The following is a 26,634-nucleotide window of genomic DNA, read 5'->3' on the forward strand; positions in this document are numbered from 1 at the left end:
TCCCCTCGCTAGCATCGAGGGATGCCGCGATCTGACTGGACCCCGCACCGCCGTGATGACGGCGAGCTGCTCGGATGGATCCACCCCGATGGAGACGAGTGGGTGCCCGTCGACGTGCTCGGGCGACCCGTCTCCGCTCCCGCGGAGTGGCTCGATGCCGAGGCTGCTCTCGAACAGCACGGCATCGCCTGGCTCGCCGATCCGTGGATGCTGGACGGCGAGGACGAGCGCCCGCTGCGGGTGCGCATCCTCGAGGTGACGCCCGACGAGCACGAAGCCCCGGGACGGATCGTGGTGAAGATCGACGACTTCGGCGATATGACCCGTCCAGCGACCACGCAGTTCATCCTGTCGTGGCCGATCCCGGACCGGCTGCGCCCACCGCGCGAGGACGACCCGGATCCGCGCACGATCGCGCGCTGAGGTGGATCGCTGACGGGCTCAGTCGGGCAGTGACGGATGCTGCTCCGCTGCGCGCTGCCTCGGGATGAAGAGCGACAGCACCACGGCGATCGCCCCCGCGGCGATCGCGAGCCAGAAGCACACCTCGAACGCGGCCCTGGTGGGAACGGCGACGCCGTCGATGTCCATGCTCATCGCGGCCAGGACGCCACCCATCACGGCTGAGGCTCCCGACGTTCCGATCGACCGGAACAGCGCGTTCAGCCCGTTCGACGCTCCGGTCTCGTTGGCGGGGACGGAACGCATGATGATCATCGGCATCGCGGCGAACGTGAAGCCGATCCCGACGCCGATCAGCAGGTTCGCGATGAGGACGTGCCACACCTCGCTCGACCACAGCAGCACGAACACGTAGGCGAGCACGATCGCGGTGGCGCCGACCGTGAACAGCGGGCGCGGACCGACCGTGCGCTCGAGCCAGCCCGAGAGCGGCGAGATCACCATCATCACCAGGCCTGCCGGCATGATCACGAGTGATGCGGCGACCATGTCGAGGCCGAAGCCGCCACCGGTGGCCGGCGCTTCGAGCATCTGCGGGAACGTCACGTTCGAGGCGAAGAGCGCGAAACCCATGCCGATCGCGGCGATGTTGGTGAACAGCACCGCCGGCCGCGCGGCGACGCGGAGATCGAGCAGAGGGTCCGTGGTGCGCAGCTGGTACCAGCCCCACACCAGGAGCACCGCGAGTCCGCCGATGATGCACGTGAGCGTCAGTGGTGAGGTCCAGCCCCACTGCGCGCCCCGCGAGACGAAGAGAAGGATGCTGGTGAGGCCGATCGCGAGGCCGATGGCGCCGATCACGTCGAGTCGGCCGGGGGAGCGCAGCACGTCCTCGGGGATCACCGCGATCACCAGCGCGAGGCCGACGGCACCGAGGGCGGCCGCGAGCCAGAAGAGCATGTGCCAGTCGGCGTTCTGGGCGAGGAGGGCGGCCACGGGCATGCCGATCGCCCCACCGACGCCCATCGTCGCGCTCATGAGGGCCACGGCGGTGCCGAGGCGCTCGGGTGGCAGCACGTCGCGCATGATCGCGATGCCGAGCGGCACGACGCCCGTGACTGCGCCTTGCAGAGCCCGGCCGATGATCACGCCGACGATCGAACCGGAGACCGCGGCGATCACGGAACCGAGGATCAGGATCGCGAGGAGCGCGATCACGACCCGGCGCTTGCCGTACATGTCTCCGAGGCGGCCCGAGATGGGGGTGGCGACCGCGGCGACGAGCAGGGTGATCGTGACGACCCACGTCGTGTCTTCGCGCGAGGCGTTCAGCAGTTGCGGCAGCTCGGCCTGCAGCGGCACGACCAGCGTGAACATGAACGACGAGCAGAGACCCGCGAAGGCGAGCACGGCGACGATCGCCCACTTGGGAGGGGTGCGGGAGAGCCGCTTCCTGGCCCTGTCGTCACTCGCACCCACCGGCTCAGGCTATCGGCGATCGAGCGGTGCGGGGCCGGACACCCCGGCTCGATCGACCGGGCGGCACGCGGTCCGTGATTGCATGGGGAGATGAGCGACGACGCCACGATCGACCAGCATCCCGCCGATTCCGCGTTCCACCGCAGGCTCCCGATCGGTGAGGCGCTCGACGCCTCCGCCGTCGCCGAGGGATTGCCGTGGGCCTTCGAGACGATCACGATGCGACCGCTCGAACCGATGCTGGTGCCTGAGAAGCCCCGCGGCGGCGAGCTGGACCCGGCCGAATGCGGACCCTGCGCCCCGAGCGAGTTCACGATCTGGCACGACGAGCACTGGCAGGTGCGCGCGGGGTGGGAGATCGGCGGGTTGCCGTTCATCGGCGCGATCGCCCCGCGTGAGCATTGGCTGCTCGAGAACGCGCCGGTCGAGGTGCTCGCGGCGCTCGGGCCCCTGATGCAGCGTGTCTCGCAGGCGGTCAAGAGCGTCCCCGGCGTCGCGCGGTGCCACTTCGGGCGGTGGAACGACGGCTCGGCGCATCTGCACCTGTGGGCGATGGGACGCCCCGCCGGCATGATGCAAGGGCGAGGTGCGGTGCTGTCGTTCTGGGACGGGATCCTGCCGCCGATTCCGCAGGAGATGGCCGAGGAGCACATCCGCATCGTCGCCGAGGCGCTCGCCGCGGGCGGGGGAGAGGCCTTCCCGATGCGGTGACATCGGGGTTCGGATTCCTCGAACGGGCCGAGGAGGGGCAGACTGGGTGCGTGCGAACCATCCGTGACCTCGACACCGTTGAACTCATCCTCGACGCGCAGGGCCTGCTCGACTCCATCCGGGGTCCGCAGCGCGTGGTGGATGCCGGAACCCTGCGTGCCCTGCAGCAGTCGGGCAACTACGTCGTCGGCTTCTTCGACGGTGAGGGCGACGACGAGCGCATGGTGGGCGCCTCCATCGCGTTCTTCGGCGAGCCCGCGCGCCGTGCGATGCACTCGCACATCACCGCCCTGCTCCCCGAATACCGCGGTCGCGGTTGGGGTCGCGAGCTCAAGGAGCACCAGCGCCAGTGGGCGTTCTCCCGCGACGTCGGCCGCATCACGTGGGTGTTCGATCCGCTCGTTGCACGCAACGCGCACTTCTTCTTCACCGTGCTCGGCGCACGCGCGACCGGCTACTCGGTCAACCGCTACGGCATCTTCGGCGGCGGCGACGCGGGCGATGAGAGCGACCGCCTCGATGTCGAGTGGGCGCTCGCCGACATCGCCAAGCCTCCGGCCGACGACACGGTCGTGGAGACCCTCGAGATCCCGGCCGACATCGAGGCGCTGCGCGTCTCCGATCCTGCGGCCGCTCACGAGTGGCGCCTGCGCCTGCGTGCGCAGATGGAGGGTCTGCTCGGCAGCGGCCTCCGGATCGCCGGGTACGACACCGCGCGCGGCTACCTCTTCACGGCCTGAGAGGATCCGCTTCACCGCGTGATCTGCGGACGCGGAGCGCTCAGCGCACCCCGCGCATGAGCTTCAGCACGGGCTTCACGCTGAGCAGCAGCCCGATGCCGACCACGATGGCGATGCCGCCGAGGATCGAGAAGAAGGGCACCTCGTTCTCCGGGTCGTAGAACTGCACGAGCCAGCCGGAGATCGCCGTGCCCAGCGCGATCGACAGGAAGAACAGCGCGACCATCTGCGTACGGAACACGGTCGGCGCGAGCTTGGTCGCCGCCGACAGGCCGACAGGCGAGATGAGCAACTCGGCCACGGTGAACACGAAGAGGATCCCGACGATCGCGAGCAGCGGCGTGGAGTTCGCTCCTCCGCCGGCGAACGGCAGGAAGAGCAGGAACGCCGATCCCATGATGATCGCGGCCAGCGCGAACTTGACCGGGGTCGAGGGCTGCCGCTTCCCGAGCTTGGTCCAGATCGCCGCGAAGACGCCGGACAGGATGATGATGAACACCGGATTGATGGACTGCACCCACGACACGGGCATCTCCCATCCGAAGAGATTCCGGTCCAGGCGCTGGTCGGAGTAGATCGTCAGCACGGTGAACTGCTGCTGGTACAGCGACCAGAATGCGACGCTCGTGATGAACAGCGGCAGGAACGCCCACACCCGGGAGCGTTCGGTGGCATCGATGCGGCGGCTGCCGAGGATGACCGAGAAGTAGGCGACGGCGGCGACGATCGTGACGCCGATCACGAGGGTGGCGAGGTTGTCGGGCCGGATCACGCCGGTCAGCACCAGGACGGCGATGAGTACGACCGCGCCACCGGCGATGAGCCCGACCAGGAGGTAGCGGGACTTCGGGAGCGGGTTCGGCACCTCCCGCGCCGAGGCGGGCAGCGACGTGCGGCCGAACGCGTACTGGATGAGTCCCAGCGTCATCCCGACGGCCGCGAGCCCGAAGCCGTAGTGGAAGCCGAGCGAGGACTGCAGGATGCCGGTGAGGATCGGACCCAGGAAGGCGCCGAGGTTGATGCCGAGGTAGAACAGCGAGAACCCGGCATCCCGTCGTGGATCGTCGGCGCTGTAGAGACTGCCCACGACCGACGTCGCATTGGCCTTGAGTCCACCGGAGCCGAGTGCGACGAGCACCAGGCCGACGCCGACACCCACCGCTCCGGGGAGCAGGGCGAGGGCGAGGTGTCCCGCCACGATCACCATCGCGCTGACGAACAGCACCCGCTCCGCGCCGAACAGGCGATCCGCGAGCCACGCGCCCAGGATCGTCGAGAGGTAGACCGATCCTCCGTACGCGCCCACGATGCCGCCCGCGATCGCCTTGGGGATGCCGAGGCCGCCTTCGGTCAGCGAGAAGTACAGGTAGATGAGCAGGATGCCCTGCATGCCGTAGAAGCTGAAGCGCTCCCACATCTCCACGCCGAAGATGTGCACCAGGGCCCACGGTTGCCCGAAGAACCGGGTGTCGTCGTCGCGGGTCCGCGGTGTTCGCGCTGCAGTGCTCATCCCCAGGACGCTACTCCGGCGCAGCCGCCGGGGCCAGGGAGCGCGCGGGAACCACGGATAGAATGAGGTGCCCGTGTTCACGGGTTTCCTCCCGCATCCGACCATTGGAGCCACCATGGCCGAACAGTCCCGCCTCGACAAGGTCATCGCCCTCGCCCGCCACCGCGGGTTCGTGTTCCAAGCGGGTGAGATCTACGGCGGTTCCCGGTCGGCCTGGGACTACGGCCCCCTCGGTACGGAGCTCAAGGAGAACATCCGCCGGCAGTGGTGGCAGACGTTCGTGCGCGGTCGTGGCGACATGGTCGGCCTCGACTCCAGCATCATCCTGCCCAAGCGCGTGTGGGAGGCGTCGGGTCACGTCGCGACCTTCACCGACCCGCTGGTCGAGTGCCTGCAGTGCCACAAGCGCTTCCGCGCCGATAACCTCATCGAGGACTTCGAGGCGCGCAAGGGTCGGAAGGCCGAGAACGGTCTCGCCGACATCCCCTGCCCGAACTGCGGCACCAAGGGGCAGTACACCGAGCCCAAGGCATTCTCCGGTCTGGTCAAGACCTACCTCGGCGTCGTCGACGACGAGTCGGGTCTCTACTACCTGCGCCCCGAGACTGCGCAGGGCATCTTCGTGAACTTCTCGAACGTGCTCACCGCGAGCCGCAAGAAGCCGCCGTTCGGCATCGGCCAGGTCGGCAAGGCGTTCCGCAACGAGATCACGCCCGGAAACTTCATCTTCCGCACTCGCGAGTTCGAGCAGATGGAGATCGAATTCTTCACGCCGCCGGCCGAGGCGCAGGAGTGGTTCGAGCACTGGGTCGAGGCCTGCTGGAACTGGTTCATCGATCTCGGCATCGACCCCGAGAACATGCGTCAGTTCGACGTTCCGGAGGACGATCGCGCGCACTACTCCGCCGGCACGATCGACGTCGAGTACAAGTTCGGCTTCACCGGCAAGGAGTGGGGCGAGCTCATGGGCGTCGCCAACCGCACCGACTACGACCTCTCCAGCCACAGCGAGGCGTCCGGCCAGAGCCTGACGTACTTCGACCAGGCAACGGGCGAGCGTTACACCCCGTACGTGATCGAGCCGTCTTTCGGTCTCACCCGCGCGATGATGGCGTTCCTCGTCGACGCCTACCGTGAGGAGCAGGTGCCCAACGCCAAGGGTGGCACCGATGTGCGCACGGTGCTCAAGCTTGACCCGCGCCTGGCTCCGGTCAAGGCCGCCGTGCTGCCGCTGAGCCGCAACGAGAACCTGTCGCCGCTCGCGCGCGAGGTCGCCGACACGCTCCGCAGCTCGTGGGCTGTCGACTTCGACGACGCCGGTGCGATCGGTCGCCGCTACCGTCGTCAGGATGAGATCGGCACCCCGTTCTGCGTCACGGTCGACTTCGACTCCCTCGACGACCGTGCCGTCACCGTGCGCGACCGCGACACCATGGCGCAGGAACGCGTCTCGATCGACGAGCTGCACGCGTACCTGGCCGAGCGCCTGCGCGGCGCCTGAGCACGCGGCATCCGGACCCCGTCGGCCTCATGCAGGCCGGCGGGGTCTTTCATGTGCTCCCGGCCACCGCGCGTGCGTAGCGCTCGGAGAGCAGCTGCAGGCGCGGGATCAGCTCGGGCGGACTCTCGACCGTGAAGTCCATCATGAGCATCCCGATGTAGGCGGCGACGGTGTCGAGGCTGTCGGCGCCGGTGACGAGGATGCAGTGCTCGTCGTCGACCGGTTCGACCACCCCGACCGCGGCGTGGATCCGTGCGAGCACCGCCGCGGCCGGCGCATCGATGCGCAGCCGGGCGTGCACGATCCACCCGCTCACGGCGATGGTCCGCATCGCGAACGCCGTGTAGTCGCCGCCGGGCAGCGGCTGGGGATCGAAGCGGCGATGGGTCGGCATCCGCAGCTCCATCCAGTCGACACGGTACGTCCCCCACTCGTCGGTCGCGGGGTTGCGGGCGACCAGATACCAGCGCCGCACCCAGGTGAGCAGCCGATACGGCTCGACCAGCACGGGCGCGCCCTCGTAGTCGAAGCGCAGCCATTCCTCGTTGCGGATCGCGCTCGCGATGGCCTGCAGCGACGCGGCGTCGACCTCCGGGTCCGGCGCGTCGGTGTCGTTGTTCTCCGGGGCGCGGTCGACGCTCGAGCGGAGCGCATCCACCGTGGGGCGCAGGTGCGAGGGCAGCACCTGTTCGAGCTTGGCGAGAGCCCTGGCCCCCGACTCCGCCACCCCGGCGATGCCCGCTGCAGCGCGGAGTCCGACCGTGACCGCCACCGCTTCCTCGTCGTCGAGGAGCAGCGGGGGGAGCTTGCCGCCCGCGCCGAGACGGTATCCGCCTACGGATCCGCGCGTGGCGTCGACCGGGTATCCGAGGTCGCGCAGCCGCTCGATGTCGTGCCGCACGGTGCGGGAGGAGACACCGAGCCGGGCGGCGAGCTCGGTTCCGGAGCGCTCGGGTCCGGTCTGCAGCAGGGCCAGCAGGGCTAGCAGCCGCGCGGTGGGATCAGCCATGAGAGCTCCTCGAAAGTTCTTCATCCATTAGGAACGGATCCAACCTAATGCCCTCGTACCTTCGAGATATGGAAAACACGACGCTCACGTTCCGCCCCTTCACCGTCTCGGTCCCCGCCGCCGAGGTCGCCGATCTCCAGGATCGCCTCGCCCGCACCCGTCTTCCGCAGCCGTCGCCGACGGATGACTGGGATGCCGGCACCCCCAACTCCTACCTGCGCGAGGCCATCGCCGCCTGGCGCGACTTCGACTGGGCTGCTGCTCAGGAGCAGATCAACGCCGTTCCGCACTTCGCCACCGAGATCGACGGCCAGACGATCCACTTCATCCACGTGCGGTCGGCTCACGAGAGCGCGACGCCGCTGCTGCTCGCGCACACCTACCCCGGTTCGGCGGTCGACTACCTCGACGTGATCGACCGTCTCGTCGACCCGGTGGCGCACGGCGGCCGCGCGGAAGACGCGTTCGACGTCGTCATCCCGGATGCGCCGGGGTACGGCTTCTCGCAGCCGCTCGCCTCTGCGGGGTGGACGACCGCCCGGGTCGCCCAGGCCTACGACCGGCTGATGCGCGGGCTCGGCTACGACAGCTACGGCATCCACGGCTCGGACAACGGCGCCATGGTGGCGCGCGAGCTGGGACTGCTGAACCCGGAGGGTTTCCTCGGACTGCACGTGCTGCAGCTGTTCTCGTTCCCCTCCGGTGACCCGGCGGAGTTCGAGAGGCTGGAGCCCGCGGACTACGCCGGCCTCGAGCACATGCAGTGGTTCCAGTCGGTCGGCGGGTACAACGCGATGAACTCCTCGCGCCCGCAGACCGTGTCGGTGGGGATCAGCGACTCCCCGGTCGGGCTGCTGGCTTACAGCGAGCTGTTCAACTCGTTCGGCAACGGCACCTCCCTCGTACCGCTGGAGAAGATCCTGCTCGAGGTCAGCGTGAACTGGTTCGCGAACGCGGCATCCGGCATGAGCCGCAGCTACCTGGAGAACGCCAGGGCCGACGCCGCGGCCGAAGGCGCCGAGCCGCGCATCAACGCCGCGCGCACCGGAGTCGCGGTCTTCGCCGACGACTTCCAGACGATCCGGGTCTTCGCCGAACGCGACAACTCCAACATCGTGCACTGGAGCCGCTTCGACGAGGGCGGGCACTTCGCCGCTCTGGAGCGCCCCGACCTGCTCGCCGGCGACATCCGCACCTTCTTCGCCGCTCAGGCCTGACTCCTGTCACGTCGGGCCAGACCCACGCTCCTCGCCGAGACCCATCCGCGCAGACGCTGCTGCGGATGGGTCTCGGCGCGCAGCATGGGTCTCGAACCTCGAACCCTGCGAGCATGCTCGCGACGCGACTCAGCCCGTGACGGTGAGCTGCACCTCGGGGGTGCCACCCGCCTCGACCCAGGCCAGTGAGCGCTCCAGGATGCCGCGCAGCACGTCGAGGTCGATCTGCTCCAGGTCCTTGATGTAGAGGCAGCCGACGCCGGTGGTGTGCGGGCCGAGCTTCGCGAGGGCCTCGCTGTGCGCGGCGACGCCGTCGAACAGGTAGATCGTGGTGGCAGCCTTGCGCGGGGCGAAGCCGAGCAGTCCGCTGTCGCCCTCGGTGCCGGTGGGGTAGCGGTAGTGGCAGGATCCGAACCCGATGATCGTGCCCCAGGTCTGCGGTTCGCGTCCGGTGATCTCCTGCATGAGCGCGGTCAGGGTCTCGGCGTCCCGGCGGCGGACCGCGGGGGAGGAGCGGGCGATGAGCCCTGCGACGTCGTCCCCCGTGGGTTTCACTTCGAGGCCTTCGCCGCAGCCTTCATGGCCTTCTTGTGCTCGCGCACCTTCGCGAGCGAGTCCGGCGAGACGATGTCGGCGACGCTGCGGTACGACCCGTCCTCACCATAGGGAGCGGAGGCCTCACGCCACCCCTCGCCCGTGAAGCCGTACTGCTTGCCGAGGAGGGCGAGGAAGATCTTGGCCTTCTGCTCTCCGAAGCCGGGAAGGGCTTTCAGTCGCTTCAGCACCTCGGGCCCCGACGGGTCCCCTTCGGTCCACAGCGTGGCGGCGTCGCCGTCCCAGTCGTCGACGAGGGTCTGGCACAGTGTCTGCACGCGTGTCGCCATGGACCCGGGGAAACGGTGCACGGCCGGAGTCTGCTTGAACGCCTCGAGGAACTCGTCCGGTGCCATGCCGGCGATCGTCGCGGCGTCGGCTGCTCCGGTGCGCTGCTCGATCTTGAGCGGACCGGCGAACGCGGTCTCCATCGGAACCTGCTGGTCGAGCAGCATCCCCACGAGGAGGGCGAGCGGATTGTCGGTCAGCAGCTCGTCGGCGGCGGTGTCTCCGGTGATGTGAAGGGCCATGCCTCCAGTGTCCCACCCACGCGTGCGCGTGTCAGGCGGTGGCGGCGTCCTCCGACGACTCAGCCTCGGGTGCGATGCCGTAGAGCGCGGCCAGTGCCGCGGTGAACTCGTCGGCACGACCCGCCGCGGCGAGCTCGTGAGCGCGCACGGTCGGAGTGTGCAGCAGCACGCCGGAGAGGTGACGCAGGGCCTGTTCGACCTTTCCGTCCTCGTCGCCGCGGGCACGGGCGCGATCGATCTCGCGCTCGAGCAGCTCGAAGATGTGCGAGCGGAAGGCCACGACCGACGGGGTCACGCTCTGACGCGCGCCCACGACATGGAAGGTCTCTGCGGCTTCGCGGACGACGCTGCGAGCGGCATCCGTCGCCTGCAGTTCTTCGAGCGGTGCGTGCAGGCGGATGGTCTCGAGGTCGAGCAGTGCGACGCCCTCGAGGGAGGCGACGGCGGGGTCGACGTTGCGCGGCATGCCCAGATCGACCACCAGCTGGCTGTGCGCGCCCACGGGGCAGCCGGCTGCGGCGGGACCTGTCGGCAGCTGCAGATGCTCGGGGCCGAGCACGGGCTCCGTGGCCGTGGTACAGGTGATGAGCAGGCTCGAGTGTGCGGCGGTACGGGCGTACTCGTCGGCGGTGATCGGACGGATGCCGTGCTTCGCGGCGAAGACCTCGGCGCGGCCGGAGGGCGAGTACACCGAGATGTTCACGGCGCCGCGCTCGCGGAGCGTGGCGAGAGTGACCGCGGCGTAGGCGCCGGTGCCGACCAGAAGCACGCGCTCGGCGGACCAGTCCGCGATGCGGCTGTCGGCGAGTTCGAGCGCGAGGCGCACGAGCGAGCGGCCGGCACGACCGAGGGCGGTGACGTTCTTGACCTTGCGCTGTGCCTGGCTGGCGCGCTGGAACAGGCGCTCGAGCTCGGGCGAGGTGGTGCCGTCCTTGCGGGCCGACTTGAGGGCGCGGCGCACCTGGCCGGCGATCTCGCCCTCGCCGGAGACGACGGATTCGAGGCCGGAGGCGACGGAGAAGAGGTGCTCGGCAACGCGTCGACCCGAGTGCACGGTGTAGGCGCCGTCGAGGTCGGCGGCGGAGATGCCGGTCGCGGACTCGACCGCCTCGATCACGGCCTCGACGCCGATGGCGCCGGCGGCGGTGACCGGTTCGTCCATTTCCACGTACGCCTCGAACCGGTTGCACGTCGCCAGGACGACCGCACCCTGCACGCACGGCGTCATGCCCACGATGGTGGGAGCGACGTCGTCGGGGGTGCGGCTCAGGCGTTCGAGCAATTCGAAGGAGGCGGTCTTGTGACTCGCCGTCACACACAGCAGCACAGATCGATTGTACCGGAGCGTCTGCGGGCGAGGGTCTGACCCTTCGAACTCGGCGGCTCCATAAGGCGCGGATGGGAGGATGGACGCATGGCCCTCTCCGACGCCCCGCTCCTGCGCGCCCTCGCCGGCGACCGTCCTGCCCACCCTCCGGTGTGGTTCATGCGACAGGCCGGCCGGTCGTTGCCCGAGTACCGCGAGCTGCGCGTCGGAACCAGGATGCTCGATGCCTGCCTCACCCCTGACCTCGCCGCCGAGATCACTCTGCAGCCGGTGCGTCGCCACGGGGTCGATGCGGCCGTGTTCTTCAGCGACATCGTGATCCCGCTGCGCGTCGCCGGCGTCGATGTCGAGATCGAGCCCGGTCGCGGCCCGGTGTTCGCGAACCCGGTGCGTACGGCAGCCGACGTCGAGCGCATCACCGCGATCGACCCGGACGACCTGGACGGCACGGCCATCGCCGAAGCGGTCCGTCTCGTCACGGCGGAACTGGGCGACACCCCGCTGATCGGGTTCGCGGGCGCGCCCTTCACGCTCGCGGCCTATCTCGTCGAGGGCGGTCCCTCCAAGGAGCACCTGCGGGCCAGGGCCATGATGCACTCCGACCCGGACTCGTGGAACCGTCTGGCTGGCTGGCTCGCCAAGGTCTCGCGCCGCTTCCTCGAGACGCAGCGCGACGCCGGAGCCTCGGTCGTCCAGCTCTTCGACAGCTGGGCAGGATCCCTCAGCACCGCCGACTACCGCGCCTTCGTCGCCCCGCATTCGCACGCGGCGCTTGCAGGCATCGGTCTGCCGACGATCCACTTCGGCGTCGGCACCGGCCCGTTCCTCGCCGATATGCGCCTCGACGGTGCGGCCGACGGGGTGGGAGTCGACTGGCGCCAGCCGCTCGACGAAGCGGCCGCGATCCTCGGACCGGATGTCACGGTGCAGGGCAACATCGACCCGGCGCTCCTCGCAGCCCCGTGGCCGGTGCTCGAGGCCCACGTGCGCGACGTCGTCGAGCGCGGCCGTGCGGCGCGAGCCCACATCCTCAACCTCGGCCACGGCGTTCCTCCGGAGACCGATCCCGACCAGCTCACCCGCATCGTCGAGCTGGCGCACACGATCTGACCTCAGGCCCTCCGTGCCGGCTGCAGGCGGTGCGTGATCCGCAGGTCGTCGAGGGTGAAGCGTCCCTGCGGAAGTGCTTCGCGGATGCGCGCATCGTCGAACGGGCGTGACGGCCGGATCCCGAGGGGTGCTTCCGGAGCGAACGGCGCGGGTTCGCTCACGCCTTCGGCGAGCATCCGCGCCTGGGCCTTCGCGACGAGCGGCACGACCATGGTCCACTCCGTCACCTGCGCCAGCGCGCGCACCATCCATGTCGGCACGGGGACGAAGGCGGGTCGGCGTCCGGCGACGCGGGCGATGCGGCGGATGGCCTCGCCGAGCGTGATCTCGTCGGCCCCCATGACGGCGATCGTCGGTTCCTCGATGCGGCCCTCGAGAGCGGCGACGAGTACATCGACCGCATCCTCGACCGGTACCGGCCGTGCCGTGCGCTCGCGATATCCGACGGTCCAGAAGAACGGCAGGGTCCGCACCGCCTTGGTCACGTGGTCGATCATGTGGTCGCCGGGGCCGTAGATCATGCCGGACTTGAGGATCGTGTGCGGGATGCCGGAGGCGCGCACGATCTGCTCCGCCTCCCACTTCGACTCGTGATAGCCGGACCCGCAGTCGGGGCGTGCCCGGAGGAAGCTGACGAGGACGATGCGCTGCACCCCCGCGCGGCGAGCGGCCTCCACGACGGCTCTCGTGCCGTCGACGTGCACGCGACGGAAGGTCTGCTCTCCGATCTCGCGGTTGATCCCGGCGCAGTGCGCGACGGCGTCGCACCCCTCGAACGCGGAGGCCAGCGCGTCGACGTCGGTGATGTCGACGCCGTTTCGACGGGAGACGACGACCGCATCGTCGAGACGTTCGGCGAGGTTCCTGCCGACGAAACCGGTACCGCCCGTGATGGCAACTCGCATGATGCCTCTCCTTCGCTCATTAGCTACGCGGCTAAACACTATCTAGCAAAGGTGCTATATTGCAACCATGGCAGACAGCGCGACCGACATCTTCGCAGCGCTGGCGCACCCTACGCGGCGCCAGATCCTGCAGGACCTGAAGGACGGTGAGCTCGCGGCCGGCGAGATCGCGTCGCGCTTCTCCGCGAGCGGCCCGACCATCTCCCGTCATCTGAGCGTGCTCCGCCAGGCCGGACTCATCAGCGAGCGCCGCGACGCCAATCGCATCCTCTACTCCCTCGTCGGCGAGCGCCTGGCTCTCTCGGTCGGCGACTTCCTCTCCACGGTGTGCCCTGAGCAGATCGTGCTGCGCGAGGTGCGCAAGCGCGGGCGCGGTGCGTCGGAGCCCGTCGAGGCGTGAACCGTCCGTCGCCGGGGCCCGACCGGCCCGGTGCGAGAATTGACGCATGAGCCCTGAGCCCTCCGCTGCCGAGCCGTCCGACCTCGCCGCCCGTGCGGCGGACAAGCATGTCATCGTGGTCGGAGGCGGCATCGGGGGCCTCGTCGCTGCGCGGGAGTGCGCCAAGGTCGGGATGCGCGTCACCGTGCTCGAAGCTGCCGACGATCTGGGTGGCGCGATCCGTCGAGTCGATCTGGATGGCGTGATCGTCGATGCCGGCGCCGAGAGCTACGCGACCAGGGGTGGCCTCGTGCGAGCGCTCGTCGAGGAGCTGGGACTGGCCGACCGCATCGTGGTCCCGCAGGCCGGCGGCGCATGGCTCGCCGGCATTCCCGGAGTGGGCGCGGCACCTCTCCCGGCCGGCGGCATCCTCGGCATCCCCGCCAACCCTTTCCAGCCCGACGTCCGCCGCATCATCGGGTGGTCCGGCGTCTGGCGCGCCTATCTGGATCGCGTGCGGCCGCCACTCACGATCGGCCACCAGCTCAGCCTCGGCAAGCTCGTCGCCTCGCGCATGGGGGCGAAGGTGCGGGATCGCCTCGTCGCTCCCGTGACGACCGGTGTCTACTCCGCCTCTCCCGACGACGTCGACATCGATGTCGCGGCGCCCGGACTCAATGCCGCCCTGACCCGGGTCGGCTCCCTCTCGGGGGCTGTGCAGACGCTCCGTGACGAGGCTGCGGCGAAAGCCTCTCACGCCGCGTCGGGGGCGAAGTCGCCAGCAGCGAAGGCCCCCTCTACGACACCGGGAGCCGCCGTGGAGGGACTCTCCGGAGGTATGAGCACCCTCGTCGACGCGCTCGCCGCCGACCTGGTGCGGCTCGACGCCGACGTGCGCACGGGCGTGCGCGTGCGCCGTGTGCGCAAGGTGGGGGCGGCCTGGACTGTCGACGTCGAGGTCGCGCCTACCCGTGAGGTTCCCTCGAGCGTCGACGACGCAGACCCGCTCGTGGTCGAGCTGCAGGCGGCCGTCGAGGATTCCGCGCCGCCCGTGATCGAGGAGCTCGCCGCCGACGCCGTCATCATCGCGACCCCCGAATCCGCAGCGCGGGAACTCCTCGCCTCGGTGGTGCCCGACCTTCTGAAGACAGAGGCCGCAGCCTCTCCCGAGATCGAGATCGTCACCCTCCTCCTCGACGCGCCGGAACTCGCCACCCCGCCCCGCGGTACCGGCGTGCTCACCGTCCCGGGCAGCCACACCGCCAAGGCGCTCACCCACTCGACGGCGAAGTGGGGCTGGGTGCGCGAGGCCGCAGGTGCTCGGCAGATCGTTCGGGTGTCGTTCGGCGCGCAGGGCGAGCCGGCGGCCACCGCGGGCCTGAGCGACGACGCGGCCGCAGACCTGGCGCGGCGAGAAGCCGCCGCCCTGCTCGGCGTCGCCATCGGCCCTGCGGCCGTCGTCGCCTCGCATCGTGGGCGCTTCGTGCAGTCGCAGCCGGCGTCGATCATCGGGTCCGGAGAAAGGCGCACAGCGGCGCGCGCAGCTGTCCAGGCGGTGCCCGGTGTGGCCGCGGTGGGGGCCTGGCTGGCGGGAACGGGGCTCGCTCAGGTGGTCCCGGATGCGCGGGACGAGGCCGACCGTCTGCGACGCGCCCTGTTGTGGGACTGATCGTCGGAGTGGGAGTGCCCTCCGTGTCAACCCTCTGACCCATAGATGCCGAAATCGGCATACGGGGTTACGCTGGGTACCTGGCCGCGGGGTGCGAAAGCCTGCGGCCGGTCCCAACCGGGCGAATCTGGCCGGACTACCGGAACAAGGTGAGGAGACCCCATGAAGGGGAAGATCGGACTCGTCGTCGGGCTCGGCGTGGGCTACGTCCTCGGCACCCGTGCCGGACGTGAGCGCTACGAGCAGATCAAGACGCAGTGGCTCAAGGTGTGGAACCTCGATCCCGTGCAGGAGCAGGTCACCAAGGTCAAGGGCTTCGTCGGCGACAAGGCCGCGGCCGTCCCCGGCGCTCTCTGGACCGGGGTCGTGAAGGTCGCGAAGTCGGTCAGCGGCAACGGCACGCCCGGTCAGCGGCTCGACTCCGCCATCGCCACAGGACGCGAGGCGGCGGAAGACCTCGCCGAGGCGACGGAAGAGGCGGTCGAAGCCGCGAAGGCCACCGCGTCGTCGAATGCCTCGTCGAGCAAGACGTCGACCAAGACCGCAGCCAAGCCCGCCGCGAAGAAGCCCGCGGCCAAGAAGCCGGCTGCGAAGTCCGCCCCCAAGAAGTCCGGCGCCTGACATGCCCCGCGGATACCGCGATCGCGCCGACGACAGCCTGCTGACTCTCCTCGGAGACCTGCCGGAACTCGTCACGAATCTGGTCAAGGCCGAGATCGACGCCGCGAAGGCGTGGATCTCGCGCACCTCGAAGGACGCCGGCATCGGTTCCGTGTGGTTCCTCGTCGCGCTGTTCTTCCTGTTCTGGGCCGTGCCGGTGATCCTCGTGTTCGCGATCGCCGGGCTGTCCTCCTGGTGGCCCGTGTGGCTCTCCGCGATCGCGGTGTTCGGCATCCTGATCCTCGCCGTGCTGCTGTTCGCGCTACTCGGGATCCTCAAGTTCCGCAAGGTGCTCGCGCGCCAGAACCCGGCGCAGGCCGTCGCCGAGGACATCCGACTCGTGAAGGAGGCCGGCGATGACGAATTCTGAGTCGCTGCCGCGTACCGCCGTTCCCGGCGGGATCGTCGACCCCGTCGCCTCGGCCCGCGCCGAGCTGAAGGCCGCCCTCGCGGCGATCGAGGTCAAGGGGAACATCCCACGCCGGGTCGAGAAGGCATCGACGCGTGCGGCGGCGAAGGCCCGCGTGTTCGCGGACCGCAACCCGATCGGGGCGATCGCCGCCGCGGTCGGCATCGCCGCGGCGGTGGGGGGCGCGGTCTGGGCGATCGCGCGCTTCCTCTCGCGCTGAGGTGCGGCATTCCAGGATGCCGTGAGCAGCCCTCGCGGGTGATTAGCGGCTCCTGCGCAAACGAGGCAGACTGGGGAGCATGATGTCCGAAGAGCGCGATGAGAACCCGTCCGGCTTCACCCTCTGGGCTGTCTGGCGACGAAACCCCGACGTCCCTGTGACGGAGACCGACTCGACCGAGCTCGAGACGATCGTCTCCTACATCGAGGACTCCGGAGTCACCGTCCGCGGCTTCTACGACGTCTCCGGCCTCAAGGCCGATGCCGACCTCATGGTGTGGCTGCACGGCGACACCGCCGAGGAACTGCAGAAGGCGCTCCGCCGCCTTCGTCGCACCGAACTCCTGCGTGCGCTGCTCCCGGTGTGGAACGTGATGGGCGTGCACCGCGACGCCGAGTTCAACCGCTCGCACGTTCCGGGCTTCCTCCGCGGGGTCGACCCCAAGGAATGGCTGTGCCTGTACCCGTTCGTGCGCACGCCCGAGTGGTACCTCGCGCCGGAGGAGGAGCGTCGCAAGATGCTCGCCGACCACGGCCGCAAGGGTGCCGCCTTCAAGGGTGTGCTCGCGAACACCGTCGCGTCGTTCGCGCTCGGCGACTACGAGTGGCTGCTTCCGCTCGAGGCCGATGAGCTCACCGACCTCGTCGACATGATGCGCGACCTCCGCTACACCGATGCCCGCATGTATGTGAAGGAGGAGGTGCCCTTCTACACGGGGCGCAGGCTCCGGTTCGACGAGATCGCGGACGTCCTCCAGTAAGCCCATGAGCACCCCCATCCGTCTGGGTACCCGTCGCAGTGCGCTCGCGCAGGCGCAGTCGGGCCATGTCGCCACGGCCCTCGAGAAGCTCTCGGGGCGTCGGGTCGAACTCGTCCCGATCACCAGCGAGGGCGACACGAATCGTGCATCCCTCTCCGAGATCGGCGGCCAGGGCATCTTCGCCACGCGCCTTCGCGAGGCGCTGTTCGCGGGGGAGTGCGATTTTCTCGTGCACTCGTTGAAGGATCTGCCGACGGCGATCCCCGATGGCCTCGTGATCGCCGCGACGCCGAAGCGTGAGGATCCGCGCGATGTGGTCCTCACCCGCGACGGCACCGCACTGCACGAACTGCGCTCCGGCAGCACGGTCGGAACCGGTTCGCCGCGGCGTATCGCGCAGGTGCGTCGTCGGGCGCCGGGCGCCGAGGTGGTCGACATCCGCGGCAACGTCGACTCCCGTCTCGCCCGGGTCGCGTCCGGGGAGCTGGATGCGGTGATCCTCGCGGCGGCGGGCCTCTCGAGACTCGGAGCGAAGTCTCCGCTGCGACGGGAAGAGCTCGGTCTCGCCGAATGGCCGACCGCGCCCGGGCAGGGATCGCTCGCCGTCGAGACCCGTGCCGATGCACCGGAAGAGCTGCTCGCGGCTCTCGCCGGTCTCGACGACGCCGACACCCGTCTGGCCATCACCGTCGAGCGCGCGATCCTGCAGGGACTGGATGCCGGATGCCAGGCGCCGATGGCCGCGCACGCCGTGGTGGACGGCTCCTCGATCCGGGTCAGGACGGTCGTCTATGCCGCTGACGGAGGGCGCCGGATCGGCCTCGACGTCACCGAAGACCTGAACGGGGAGTATATTCGTCGGAACGGCAGTGGCAATGGAGCGGATGCTGCCGATGGTGCAGACCCGATGCACGCAGCGCGCGAGCTCGGGTTCACTGTTGCCCGTCGGCTGCTCGATCAAGGGGCGGCCGGCCTCGTATCCCGAGAGCAATCCTCATGACCACTTCCGAAATCAAGCAGGACCGACCGCTGGACGGCTGGCGCATCCTCGTGCCCCGTGGCGGGCCGTGGGGCGACAGCGTCGCCGCGAGTCTGCGCGCGCTGGGCGCCGTGCCCGTCGTCGCGCCGCTCATCAACTTCGCGCCGACGACCGATCAGGCGACGCTCGACTCCGCGCTCGCGCAACTGGCCGCGGGGGAGTTCGACTGGCTGACCGTCACCAGCGCCACCACCGTCGACGTGCTCTTCGCGCACCGGGCCGTCGTGCCGCGTGCGACCAAGATCGCCGCCGTCGGTGAGACGACCGCCGCGGCTCTGCAGGCGGTCGGCTACGAGGTGACGCTGGTTCCCGAGCAGGACAACTCCGCCGAGGGGATGGCGCAGCAGCTCATCGCCCTCGAGAAGGAGCCGCGCCGTATCCTCGCCCTGCGCAGCGAGATCGCGAAGCCGGTGCTGAGCCGGTTGCTCTCCGAGGCTGGTCACGACGTGCACGGCGTCGTCGCCTATCGCACGGTGGGAGTGCCGGTGACGGAGCGCATCCGCCGCGACGTCGAGAACGGACGGATCAACGCAATCCTGATCACCAGTGGGTCGGTCGCCGAGCAGGTGCGCGAGCAGTTCCCGGAGATCCCGGACGAGACGCTGCTCGCCGCGATCGGACCGCGGACCGCGAAGGACGCGCAGCGTGCGGGCCTGCCCGTGTCGGTCGTCGCCGACCGCCAGACCGTCGACGCGCTCATCGATGCGGTCTCGCACTTCACTCTTCCGCACGCGGCCGACGAGTTCGCGCCGTGAGCTTTCCCGACGTTCGACTGAGGCGTCTGCGGCAGTCGCGGGCGGTGCGAGATCTCGTGCGTGAGACCTCGCTGCAGCCTCGACAGCTCGTGCTTCCGCTCTTCGTGCGCGAAGGCATCTCCGAGCCCGTGCAGATCGGCTCGATGCCCGGCGTCGCTCAGCACTCCCTGGATTCACTGCGCGCGGCGGCGGTCCAGGCGGCGGAGGCCGGTGTCGGCGGAGTGATGCTGTTCGGCGTGCCCGCCGTCCGCGACGCCGTCGGGTCGGGAGCCGACGATCCGCACGGCATCCTGAACGTCGCGACCGAGGCGCTGGCCGCCGAGGTCGGCGACGCGCTCGTCGTGCAGACCGACCTGTGCCTGGACGAGTTCACCGATCACGGCCACTGCGGCGTTCTGGCCGCCGATGGCTCCGTCGACAACGACGCGACTCTCGAGCGGTACACCTCGATGGCGCTCGCACAGGCGCGCGCAGGTTCTCAGCTGCTGGGGCTTTCCGGGATGATGGACGGCCAGGTCGCGGTGATCCGCCGGGCGCTCGACGACGAGGGGTTCACCGACACCCTCCTGCTCGCGTATGCCGCGAAGTACGCCAGCGCCTTCTACGGACCCTTCCGCGAGGCTGTCGACTCTCAGCTCACCGGCGATCGTCGCACGTACCAGCTCGACCCGGGCAACCGGCGCGAGGGTGTGCGCGAGGCCGTCGTCGATGAGGCCGAGGGAGCCGACATCGTCATGGTGAAGCCGGCGATGGCCTTCCTCGACGTGCTGCGCGAGGTGCGCGACACCGTGAGTATTCCAGTGTGGGCATATCAGGTCTCCGGCGAGTACGCCATGATCGAGGCCGCCGGTGCGAACGGGTGGATCGACCGTCGCGCGGCCATCCTCGAGTCCCTTCTCTCCATCCGCCGCGCCGGTGCGGATGCGGTGCTCACCTACTGGGCCACCGAAGCGGCCGGCTGGCTGCGCGACTGACTTCTGCGAGGAGCTCTCCTTCATGACCGACCGCAACGACGACCTGTTCTCCGCTGCCCGCGCGGTGATTCCCGGTGGGGTCAACTCGCCGGTGCGCGCCTACGGATCGGTCGGCGGCACGCCGCGGTTCCTCGCCTCGGCGAAGGGCGCGAGGGTCACCGATGCCGCCGGTCGCGAGTACGTCGATCTCGTCGCCTCGTGGGGTCCTGCGCTTCTCGGGCATGCGCACCCGGAGATCGTCGCCGCGGTGCAGGAAGCCGCGTCCCGTGGGCTCTCGTTCGGCGCTCCGACCGAGGGCGAGGTCGAACTCGCCGCGCTGATCGCCGACCGTGTGCGGTTCGGCGAGACCCGACCCGTCGAGCGCGTGCGCCTGGTCTCCACGGGCACCGAGGCGACCATGACGGCCATCCGCCTCGCGCGCGGTGCCACCGGTCGCGACCTGCTCGTGAAGTTCGCCGGTCACTACCACGGCCACTCCGACGGCCTTCTCGCGGAAGCCGGTTCCGGCGTCGCGACGCTCGCGCTGCCGGGCTCCGCCGGGGTGCCCGCGCCGATCGCCGCCCAGACCCTCGTGATCGGCTACAACGACCCGGAGGCTCTGGCCGCCGTGTTCGCCGAGCACGGTCAGCGCATCGCCGCCGTCATCGTCGAGGCCTCGGCTGCGAACATGGGCGTGGTCGCTCCGCTGCCCGGATTCAACCGTCTGATCGCCGAGACCGCGCATGCTCATGGCGCACTGATGATCCTCGACGAGGTGCTCACCGGATTCCGGGTGCACCCGGCCGGATTCTGGGGGCTGCAGGCCGCCGCCGGCGAGGACTACCTGCCCGACATCTTCACGTTCGGCAAGGTCGTCGGCGGGGGCATGCCGCTGGCCGCGCTCGGTGGACGTGCCGAGGTCATGGACCTGCTGGCCCCGCTCGGGCCGGTCTACCAGGCGGGCACACTGTCCGGAAACCCGCTCTCGGTCGCTGCGGGTCTCGCGACGCTGCGGCTCGCGACCCCCGAGGTCTATGCGACCGTCGACGCCGCATCCGCTCGGGTGTCCACCGCGCTCGACGCCGCGCTCACGTCGGCCGGTGTCACGCACGCGGTGGCCACCGCCGGCAACCTGTTCAACGCTTCTTTCCGGGCCTCGGCGCCGCGCAACTATGCCGAAGCGCAGGCGCAGGAGTCGTTCCGCTACGCGCCGTTCTTCCACTCGCTGCGCGAGCAGGGCGTCGCTCTTCCGCCGAGCGTGTTCGAGGCCTGGTTCCTCACGGCGGCACACGGCGAGGAGGAACTGCAGCAGATCGAGACCGCTCTTCCCGCCGCTGCGGCTGCCGCGGCGGCCGCACGTCCGTAGGCGCGAGTCCGGTCAGACGAACATGACGCGGCGCGGTGACGCGTCTGTGTAGACGCGGCCGAGTGGGCTGGTCCACTCGATGTCGCCTCCGGGGAGCTGTCTCGCACGCCAACGGTGCTTCTCGGCGATGTCGGGGTGCTTCAGCGAGTGGTGTCCCACGCAGAAGTGGCTGAGGTTGTCGATCGACGTGCTTCCGCCCTTGGCATGGTCGTGATTGTGATCGACCTGACACCTGTGGACCGGTGTGCGGCACCCGGGGAATCGACAATGCTGATCGCGGGCCTGAAGGTGCCGCCGCATCGCCGTCGTCGGGGCGTAGGAGGCTGTGGCTGTCACGGTGCCCGCGCCGTCGAGGAAGAGGCGGGACCAGCCTCCGTTGCGACCGGCGAGATCGCGGGCGACGTCGGGATGCAGCGCGCCGATCCCATCGAGCTCGGCCGGCCGTTCGTCTCCTCCTGCCAGCGTCTCGGCAGCGATCGTGACCTGAATGCGCGCCCGGATGCTCTCCAGCGCGGTGCCCTCGGCCGTAGAGGGGTCGGTGGTCAGGAGTAGGTCGCTGAGCAGGTCGGCGCGCATCGCATCGATGCCGCGCTCGTCGGTCAGGAGGGGCGGGCCGCCGAGGGATGGATCGGTCGTGAAGGTGTCGCCCTCACCGAAGATGACGTGGGCATCGAATCGGGTGTCGTCGACGGGATACCTGTTGAGCACAGGGTCGTCTCGGCGGGAGTCGTCGGCGGCGAGATCCTGCAGGAAGACCTGGTCGGTGCCCGAGTCGAGCTCGTCCGGAGACAGCATCGGCACCTCGTCGGCGCGAGCGGCGCGATCACCGCGGGTGGCGATGACGTGCTGTGCGAGCCGCGTCAGGCGGTCGAGAATCGCGTGGGCGAGGTACTCCGGAAGCACGACCTGGAGCAGTGCGAGGCCGTCGTCGAGCGCCCTCAACGTGACCGATCGCTCGCCGTGGGCCCGTCGGTGACGCTCGACCACGGTCTCGCCGGCGAGGGAGGAGGCGATCTGGCGCACCATCGTGCGGGTGCGCGCGGGAGAGTCCTGTTCGGCCACGACGAGCGCCGCCGTGTCATAGACGGTGAGGGTCTCGGCGTCTACTCGACCCTCGCGGACCCCCTGCCGCACGATGATTCCCTCCCGCACGATCTCTCGGACATGGGCCGCACTGAGCGCACCGCGGCGGAACGCGTCTCGCACGATGGGGTGCTCGGCCTCGAGGAAGTGGGCGTCGCTGAAGGCGTACTCGATGCTGCCCTTCGACATGCGACCGGCCGCAGAGTACTCCGCGATCATCGACCGATGGATCGAATCGCGATGCTGCGGCTGCTCGCGGACATCGTCGTCGAGCAGCCGAAGTCGATCGGCGAGGAGGGCGGAGGCTTCAGCTTCGAGCGCCGCGATGCCTCGCCGCTTCTCCACCCAGGCATCGAGCAGGGCCTCGCGCTGATCGATGCTGTTCGCAGATGCCTTCATTCTTCGAGTATAGTACATATGTTCGAACGACGGAAGGGGAATCATGATGACTGGTGCTGATCGACAAGGGATCGTTGCGTTCCTGTGAGCAACTTCCAGACAACTGGCAGGGCCGCGCTGGCAGACTGGGGGACATGGTGACGTTGCTGCTGGACCAGACGCAACTGGAGGTCGTGCTCTCGCCGATCGAACGTGCCGCCACCTTCCACCGTGACAACCTCCGTATCGCGCGCGACACCATCACCAAGGTGCAGCTGACGGAAGACGCCTGGACCTGGCTCCGCGGCGTCCCGAACCCGGGGACGCACATTCCCGGTGTTCTCGCCGCAGGCAGCTGGAAGGCCGCGGGCAGCCTCGACTTCGTGCTGATCCGCCGGCGTCGCCCGAGCGTCGTGATCGATCTCGAAGGCGACCCGCAGTACCGCCGACTGATCCTCACCACCAGCCACGGGCTCGCGCTCACTCAGGCACTCCGGCTCGATGTCTCGACCGAACCGGCGAACGTCGAGGAGATCGTGGCCACGGCACCGGTCCCGGTCTCGAAGGGACGACGACGCCCCGTCATCCGCCCCCGGCCCGCCTGACGCCGACGTCGGTAAGCCGTGCCTCGCGATGCACGGCCTCCCCTCAACGCAGAACGCCCTCCAGACCCGCAGGTCCGGAGGGCGTTCTCGTCAGCCGAGTCGCTCAGCCGTGCTGGTGATCCCCGTGCTGGTTCTCGCCGTCGTGGTTCTCGCCGTCGTGGTTCTCGCCGTCGTGGTTCTCGCGAGTGCTCTCGTCAGAGTCATCGGGAGTCGTCTCGTCGCCTCCCGCGGAACCCTCGGCCAGGGGCACGGTGTCGATGACGCCCGTGGAGGCGACGCTCCAGTGTGCGTTCTCCGCGGGGGCCTCCGGCGTATCGACGTCCGCAACCTCGCCGTCCGCAACCTCGCCGTCCGCAGCCTCGCCGTCCGCAGCCTCGCTGTCCGCAGCCTCGCTGTCCGACGCCGCGCCCTGGGCGGGCTCGTCCTCTGCGCCCAGCGGGTAGTCCTTGGGTTCGTCCTCGTAGTACGCGCGGGCGGCGGCCGCGAGCATGGAACTCACCGCTGCCGAGCGCGGGTCCTCCTCGTCATCCTCGGAAGAGCTGGTGTCCTCGGTGTCGGCGGATGAGGGGCCATCGCTGTGGGAGGACGGCGCGTCCGATTCCGTGGTGCCCGATGCGTCGTCGAGATCCGCGAAGATCTCGACCCCGCTGTGGTCCTCGTCACCGGAGGTCAGGTCGGACGGCGTCGTGTCTGCGGTGTCCGCCGGCACGGCGGCGCCGAACAGGATCTCATCGAAGGATCGAGCCGGAGCCTGTTCGTCGGTGGACTGTTCGCCGAGGGCTGGGGCGTCGCCCACCTCGAACGGACCCGGGGCGACGCCGCCGGACTCATCGACCGGCGCTCCTTCGTCCGGTGCTTCGTCGACAGAATCTTCTTCGTCCGGAGCCTCTTCGGCGGGAGTCTCCTCCTCGGGCGTCGACTCACCGGTCGCGATCGCATCGGTGGAACCAGTGTCGGCAGGCGATTCGTCCGCAGCGCTCTCTGCGCCCTCTGCCTCGGATGCGTCAGAGCCGACGGAGGCTGCCAGATTCGAGGCCACGGCCTCGCCTGCGGGAGTAGACGCAGCCTCGGCCGCCCAGGCGGCTGCTGCGGCCACCGGGATGGCGACCACGGAGTCGGCGGGTGCCGGAGATGCTTCTTCGGGAGCGGCCTCTGCGGGAGTCGACTCCTCGGGCGCAATCTCGGGGGTGTTCGGCGCGACGAGCGGGGTCGCCGTTGCGGGAGCGCTCGGCGCGAACCGGCCACCCCGCATCAGGTCGATGAAGACGTCTTCGAGAGTCGGCCCGCGCTGCACCAGAGTGCTCAGGGCGATGCCGGCGTCGGCCGCGACGGCTCCCACGGTCTCGGCGTCTCCGCCGCGCACGGTCAGACCCGAGCGCAGCACTTCGATGTCGAACCCGGCCGCAGCGAGCGCGGACGTCAGCCCGGCGCGATCCGCGGCGTCCACGATCACGGAGCCGCCCTTGGGGTCGGCGAGCGTCTCGATTCCGCTGGCCAGCACGAGCGTGCCCTTCGAGAGCACGAGCACGTTGTCGGCGACCTGTTCGACCTCGCTGAGGACGTGCGACGACACGAGGACCGTGCGTCCCTCGTCGGCGAGGCGACGCATCAGGAGTCGCATCCAGCGGATCCCCTCGGGGTCGAGTCCGTTGGCCGGCTCGTCGAAGACGAGGGCCCCGGGGTCGCCGAGGAGCGCGTTCGCGACGCTGAGCCGCTGACGCATGCCGAGCGAGAAGCCGCCGATGCGCGAGTCGCCCTCGCCCTCGAGGCCGACCAGGGAGAGCACTTCGCCGACGCGTGCCAGCGGGATGCCGTTCGCCTTGGCGGCGATGGTCAGCTGGCGCTCGGCGGTGCGACGGGGACGGTAGACGGTCTCTTCGAGCACCGCGCCGATCGTGCGCAGCGGCTGGCGGAGCTCGGCATACGTCGTGCCGCCGATCGTCGCCGTGCCGGATGTGGCGCGCACCTGGCCGAGCAGGATGCGCAACGTGGTGGTTTTGCCGGCTCCGTTCGGGCCGAGGAAGGCGGTGACGGCTCCGGGCTCGACGCGCGCGGAGAAGTCCGAGACGGCGGTCACCTCATTGAAGCGCTTCGTCACGTGCGTGAACTCGAGCACCTGTCCTTCAGGCATCCGTGACCTCTCGTCGCATTTGAACAGTTCCTCCCTATCCTGCCGGAAAACCCTGTCGGATCCCGCATTTCGCGCGGAATGACGCCCTTGCCGAAAGGGGTAGCCTGGCCAGCGTGACCGATTCTCACGCTGCATCCCGCGTCCTCGTCCGCACCGAAGGGGCGCTCGGGCGGCTCACGCTCAACCGCCCCGAGGCCATCAACGCCCTCGACGTCGGCATGATCGAGAGCCTCACCGCAGCGCTGAACGCCTGGCGCGACGACACCGACGTGCAGATCGTGCTGCTCGACGGAGCGGGGGATCGCGGCATGTGCGCCGGCGGCGACGTGCGGGCTCTGCACGGGCAGATCGTGGCGGGGCAGGCTGATCAGACCGCGGAGTTCTTCCGTGCCGAGTACGCGCTGAACGCGATGATCGCCGAATACCCCAAGCCGGTCGTGTCCTTCGCCGACGGCATCACGATGGGGGGAGGCATCGGCCTGGCCGGGCACGCGGCGATCCGCATCGTCACGGAGCGCTCGAAGCTCGCGATGCCGGAGACGCGCATCGGATTCACGCCCGACGTCGGCGGCACCTGGCTTCTCGGCCGTGCCCCCGGGCGCTTCGGCGAGTACTTCGGCCTCACCGGAGCGACGATGAGCGGCGCGGATGCCGTGTACCTCGGCTTCGCCGATCACTTCGTGCCGTCGGACCGCCTCGACGCCTTGAGCGAGGCTCTCGCCTTCCGGGCCGATCCGACGGGCCCGAGTGAGATCGTCCTGCTGTTCGACGAGACCCCGGAGCCCTCGCAGCTCCCGGCGTGGCGGGAGTGGATCGACGACGCCTTCTCCGCTCCCACCGTGAGGGAAATCATCGATCGCCTGCAGGCCCAGGGCACGACGGAGGCCGCCGCGACCGCGGACCTTCTCGAGGACCTCGCGCCGACCGGCCTCACTGTCACGCTCGATGCCGTGCGCGAGGCACGCGAGCTGTCGGGGCTTCGTGCCGCACTCGAGGGCGAGTACCGCCGCGTGCTGTGGTTCGTGAACGAGCACCCCGACCTCGTCGAGGGCATCCGCGCGCAGATCGTCGACAAGGACCGGGATCCGAAGTGGGACCCGCCCACGCTGGCCGAGCTCGCCCCGGACGCCGGCGCCCCTGCACGCGCATACGTCCCGCAGCCCGCCCTGTTCTGAGAAGGGGTTCGGCGACT

The 26,634-nt window shown here is 69.7% G+C and carries 27 protein-coding genes; 18 read left to right on the top strand and 9 right to left on the bottom strand.

Translation table 11 applies throughout. The features are described 5' to 3' along the window. Window positions 1-21: 21 nt before the first annotated feature. Entirely contained in the window at window positions 22-423 is a 402-nt protein-coding gene (locus tag L687_RS23550) for a hypothetical protein (RefSeq protein ID WP_021198251.1), read from the top strand. 18 nt (window positions 424-441) lie between these two features. On the opposite strand, the gene L687_RS23555 is transcribed toward L687_RS23550, so the two are convergent. Next, window positions 442-1,881 (bottom strand): MFS transporter, encoded by a 1,440-nt coding sequence (locus L687_RS23555; RefSeq protein WP_021198252.1) that lies wholly within the window; start codon window positions 1,879-1,881, stop codon window positions 442-444. A 90-nt stretch (window positions 1,882-1,971) separates the two neighbouring features. Between L687_RS23555 and L687_RS0120655 the strand changes: the two genes are divergently transcribed. After that, window positions 1,972-2,592, top strand: a complete 621-nt coding sequence (locus L687_RS0120655) for a hypothetical protein (protein ID WP_031205733.1) — start codon at window positions 1,972-1,974, stop codon at window positions 2,590-2,592. 50 nt (window positions 2,593-2,642) lie between these two features. Next, window positions 2,643-3,332: a GNAT family N-acetyltransferase gene (locus L687_RS23560; RefSeq protein ID WP_029258551.1), complete on the top strand. Its 690-nt coding sequence runs from the start codon at window positions 2,643-2,645 to the stop codon at window positions 3,330-3,332. 40 nt (window positions 3,333-3,372) lie between these two features. Here L687_RS23560 and L687_RS23565 read toward each other — a convergent pair whose 3' ends face one another. Beyond that, the gene (locus L687_RS23565; RefSeq protein ID WP_021198254.1) at window positions 3,373-4,842 is read right to left on the bottom strand and encodes a peptide MFS transporter; all 1,470 of its coding nucleotides are present in this window, start codon (window positions 4,840-4,842) and stop codon (window positions 3,373-3,375) included. 115 nt (window positions 4,843-4,957) lie between these two features. On the opposite strand from L687_RS23565, the gene L687_RS23570 reads away from it, so the two are divergent. Continuing rightward, window positions 4,958-6,343: a glycine--tRNA ligase gene (locus L687_RS23570; RefSeq protein WP_021198255.1), complete on the top strand. Its 1,386-nt coding sequence runs from the start codon at window positions 4,958-4,960 to the stop codon at window positions 6,341-6,343. A gap of 49 nt (window positions 6,344-6,392) precedes the next feature. Here L687_RS23570 and L687_RS23575 read toward each other — a convergent pair whose 3' ends face one another. After that, the gene (locus L687_RS23575) at window positions 6,393-7,352 is read right to left on the bottom strand and encodes a helix-turn-helix transcriptional regulator (protein WP_021198256.1); all 960 of its coding nucleotides are present in this window, start codon (window positions 7,350-7,352) and stop codon (window positions 6,393-6,395) included. 68 nt (window positions 7,353-7,420) lie between these two features. On the opposite strand from L687_RS23575, the gene L687_RS23580 reads away from it, so the two are divergent. Then, entirely contained in the window at window positions 7,421-8,569 is a 1,149-nt protein-coding gene (locus L687_RS23580; protein WP_021198257.1) for an epoxide hydrolase family protein, read from the top strand. 129 nt (window positions 8,570-8,698) lie between these two features. Here the strand turns inward: L687_RS23580 and L687_RS23585 are convergent, their stop codons facing one another. The 3 genes from L687_RS23585 to L687_RS23595 are packed head-to-tail and all read right to left on the bottom strand — an operon-like array spanning window position 8,699 to window position 11,020. Continuing rightward, window positions 8,699-9,124, bottom strand: coding sequence for a DUF1801 domain-containing protein (locus L687_RS23585; protein WP_021198258.1), 426 nt, complete (start codon window positions 9,122-9,124; stop codon window positions 8,699-8,701). Then, window positions 9,121-9,693 (bottom strand): HhH-GPD-type base excision DNA repair protein, encoded by a 573-nt coding sequence (locus L687_RS23590; RefSeq protein WP_021198259.1) that lies wholly within the window; start codon window positions 9,691-9,693, stop codon window positions 9,121-9,123. Before L687_RS23590 ends, L687_RS23585 begins: the two co-directional genes overlap by 4 nt. 31 nt (window positions 9,694-9,724) lie before the next feature. Continuing rightward, complete coding sequence (locus L687_RS23595) at window positions 9,725-11,020, bottom strand: glutamyl-tRNA reductase (RefSeq protein ID WP_029258544.1); 1,296 nt, start codon at window positions 11,018-11,020, stop codon at window positions 9,725-9,727. Window positions 11,021-11,107: 87 nt separating this feature from the next. On the opposite strand from L687_RS23595, the gene hemE reads away from it, so the two are divergent. Continuing rightward, window positions 11,108-12,130: a uroporphyrinogen decarboxylase gene (gene hemE, locus L687_RS23600; protein WP_021198261.1), complete on the top strand. Its 1,023-nt coding sequence runs from the start codon at window positions 11,108-11,110 to the stop codon at window positions 12,128-12,130. 2 nt (window positions 12,131-12,132) lie between these two features. Here hemE and L687_RS23605 read toward each other — a convergent pair whose 3' ends face one another. Further along, a complete protein-coding gene (locus L687_RS23605) occupies window positions 12,133-13,035 on the bottom strand; it encodes an NAD(P)H-binding protein (RefSeq protein WP_021198262.1) in 903 nt (300 codons plus the stop codon). Between the two features lie 67 nt (window positions 13,036-13,102). Here L687_RS23605 and L687_RS23610 point away from each other — a divergent pair, with 67 nt between their 5' ends. From L687_RS23610 to hemL, 10 genes are all read left to right on the top strand, one after another. Then, on the top strand, window positions 13,103-13,435 hold the full coding sequence (locus tag L687_RS23610) for a metalloregulator ArsR/SmtB family transcription factor (protein WP_021198263.1): 333 nt from the start codon (window positions 13,103-13,105) through the stop codon (window positions 13,433-13,435). A 46-nt stretch (window positions 13,436-13,481) separates the two neighbouring features. Continuing rightward, window positions 13,482-15,083, top strand: coding sequence for a protoporphyrinogen/coproporphyrinogen oxidase (locus L687_RS23615; protein ID WP_021198264.1), 1,602 nt, complete (start codon window positions 13,482-13,484; stop codon window positions 15,081-15,083). A gap of 162 nt (window positions 15,084-15,245) precedes the next feature. Then, a complete protein-coding gene (locus L687_RS23620) occupies window positions 15,246-15,704 on the top strand; it encodes a hypothetical protein (protein WP_021198265.1) in 459 nt (152 codons plus the stop codon). Window position 15,705: 1 nt separating this feature from the next. Then, window positions 15,706-16,113, top strand: coding sequence for a phage holin family protein (locus L687_RS23625; RefSeq protein WP_021198266.1), 408 nt, complete (start codon window positions 15,706-15,708; stop codon window positions 16,111-16,113). After that, window positions 16,100-16,372, top strand: a complete 273-nt coding sequence (locus L687_RS23630) for a hypothetical protein (protein WP_021198267.1) — start codon at window positions 16,100-16,102, stop codon at window positions 16,370-16,372. Before L687_RS23625 ends, L687_RS23630 begins: the two co-directional genes overlap by 14 nt. A 79-nt stretch (window positions 16,373-16,451) precedes the next feature. Next, window positions 16,452-17,132 carry a hydrogen peroxide-dependent heme synthase gene (gene hemQ / locus L687_RS23635; RefSeq protein WP_021198268.1) on the top strand — a complete coding sequence of 227 codons (681 nt, stop codon included), beginning with the start codon at window positions 16,452-16,454 and terminating at the stop codon, window positions 17,130-17,132. Between the two features lie 4 nt (window positions 17,133-17,136). Then, window positions 17,137-18,132: a hydroxymethylbilane synthase gene (gene hemC / locus L687_RS23640; protein ID WP_021198269.1), complete on the top strand. Its 996-nt coding sequence runs from the start codon at window positions 17,137-17,139 to the stop codon at window positions 18,130-18,132. Further along, complete coding sequence (locus L687_RS23645) at window positions 18,129-18,926, top strand: uroporphyrinogen-III synthase (protein ID WP_021198270.1); 798 nt, start codon at window positions 18,129-18,131, stop codon at window positions 18,924-18,926. Before hemC ends, L687_RS23645 begins: the two co-directional genes overlap by 4 nt. Beyond that, window positions 18,923-19,900 (top strand): porphobilinogen synthase, encoded by a 978-nt coding sequence (gene hemB / locus L687_RS23650; protein WP_021198271.1) that lies wholly within the window; start codon window positions 18,923-18,925, stop codon window positions 19,898-19,900. Before L687_RS23645 ends, hemB begins: the two co-directional genes overlap by 4 nt. Window positions 19,901-19,922: 22 nt before the next feature. After that, window positions 19,923-21,245 (top strand): glutamate-1-semialdehyde 2,1-aminomutase, encoded by a 1,323-nt coding sequence (hemL, locus tag L687_RS23655; protein WP_021198272.1) that lies wholly within the window; start codon window positions 19,923-19,925, stop codon window positions 21,243-21,245. Window positions 21,246-21,257: 12 nt separating this feature from the next. Here hemL and L687_RS23660 read toward each other — a convergent pair whose 3' ends face one another. After that, window positions 21,258-22,727 (bottom strand): HNH endonuclease signature motif containing protein, encoded by a 1,470-nt coding sequence (locus L687_RS23660; protein ID WP_021198273.1) that lies wholly within the window; start codon window positions 22,725-22,727, stop codon window positions 21,258-21,260. 134 nt (window positions 22,728-22,861) lie between these two features. On the opposite strand from L687_RS23660, the gene L687_RS23665 reads away from it, so the two are divergent. Beyond that, window positions 22,862-23,311: a hypothetical protein gene (locus L687_RS23665; protein WP_021198274.1), complete on the top strand. Its 450-nt coding sequence runs from the start codon at window positions 22,862-22,864 to the stop codon at window positions 23,309-23,311. A gap of 103 nt (window positions 23,312-23,414) precedes the next feature. On the opposite strand, the gene L687_RS42965 is transcribed toward L687_RS23665, so the two are convergent. Further along, window positions 23,415-25,442 (bottom strand): ATP-binding cassette domain-containing protein, encoded by a 2,028-nt coding sequence (locus L687_RS42965; protein WP_021198275.1) that lies wholly within the window; start codon window positions 25,440-25,442, stop codon window positions 23,415-23,417. 113 nt (window positions 25,443-25,555) lie between these two features. On the opposite strand from L687_RS42965, the gene L687_RS23675 reads away from it, so the two are divergent. Further along, complete coding sequence (locus L687_RS23675) at window positions 25,556-26,617, top strand: enoyl-CoA hydratase/isomerase family protein (RefSeq protein WP_021198276.1); 1,062 nt, start codon at window positions 25,556-25,558, stop codon at window positions 26,615-26,617. The last annotated feature ends 17 nt before the right edge of the window (window positions 26,618-26,634 follow it).

The sequence above is a fragment of the Microbacterium maritypicum MF109 genome (assembly GCF_000455825.1).
Taxonomy (GTDB): Bacteria; Actinomycetota; Actinomycetes; order Actinomycetales; family Microbacteriaceae; genus Microbacterium; species Microbacterium maritypicum_A.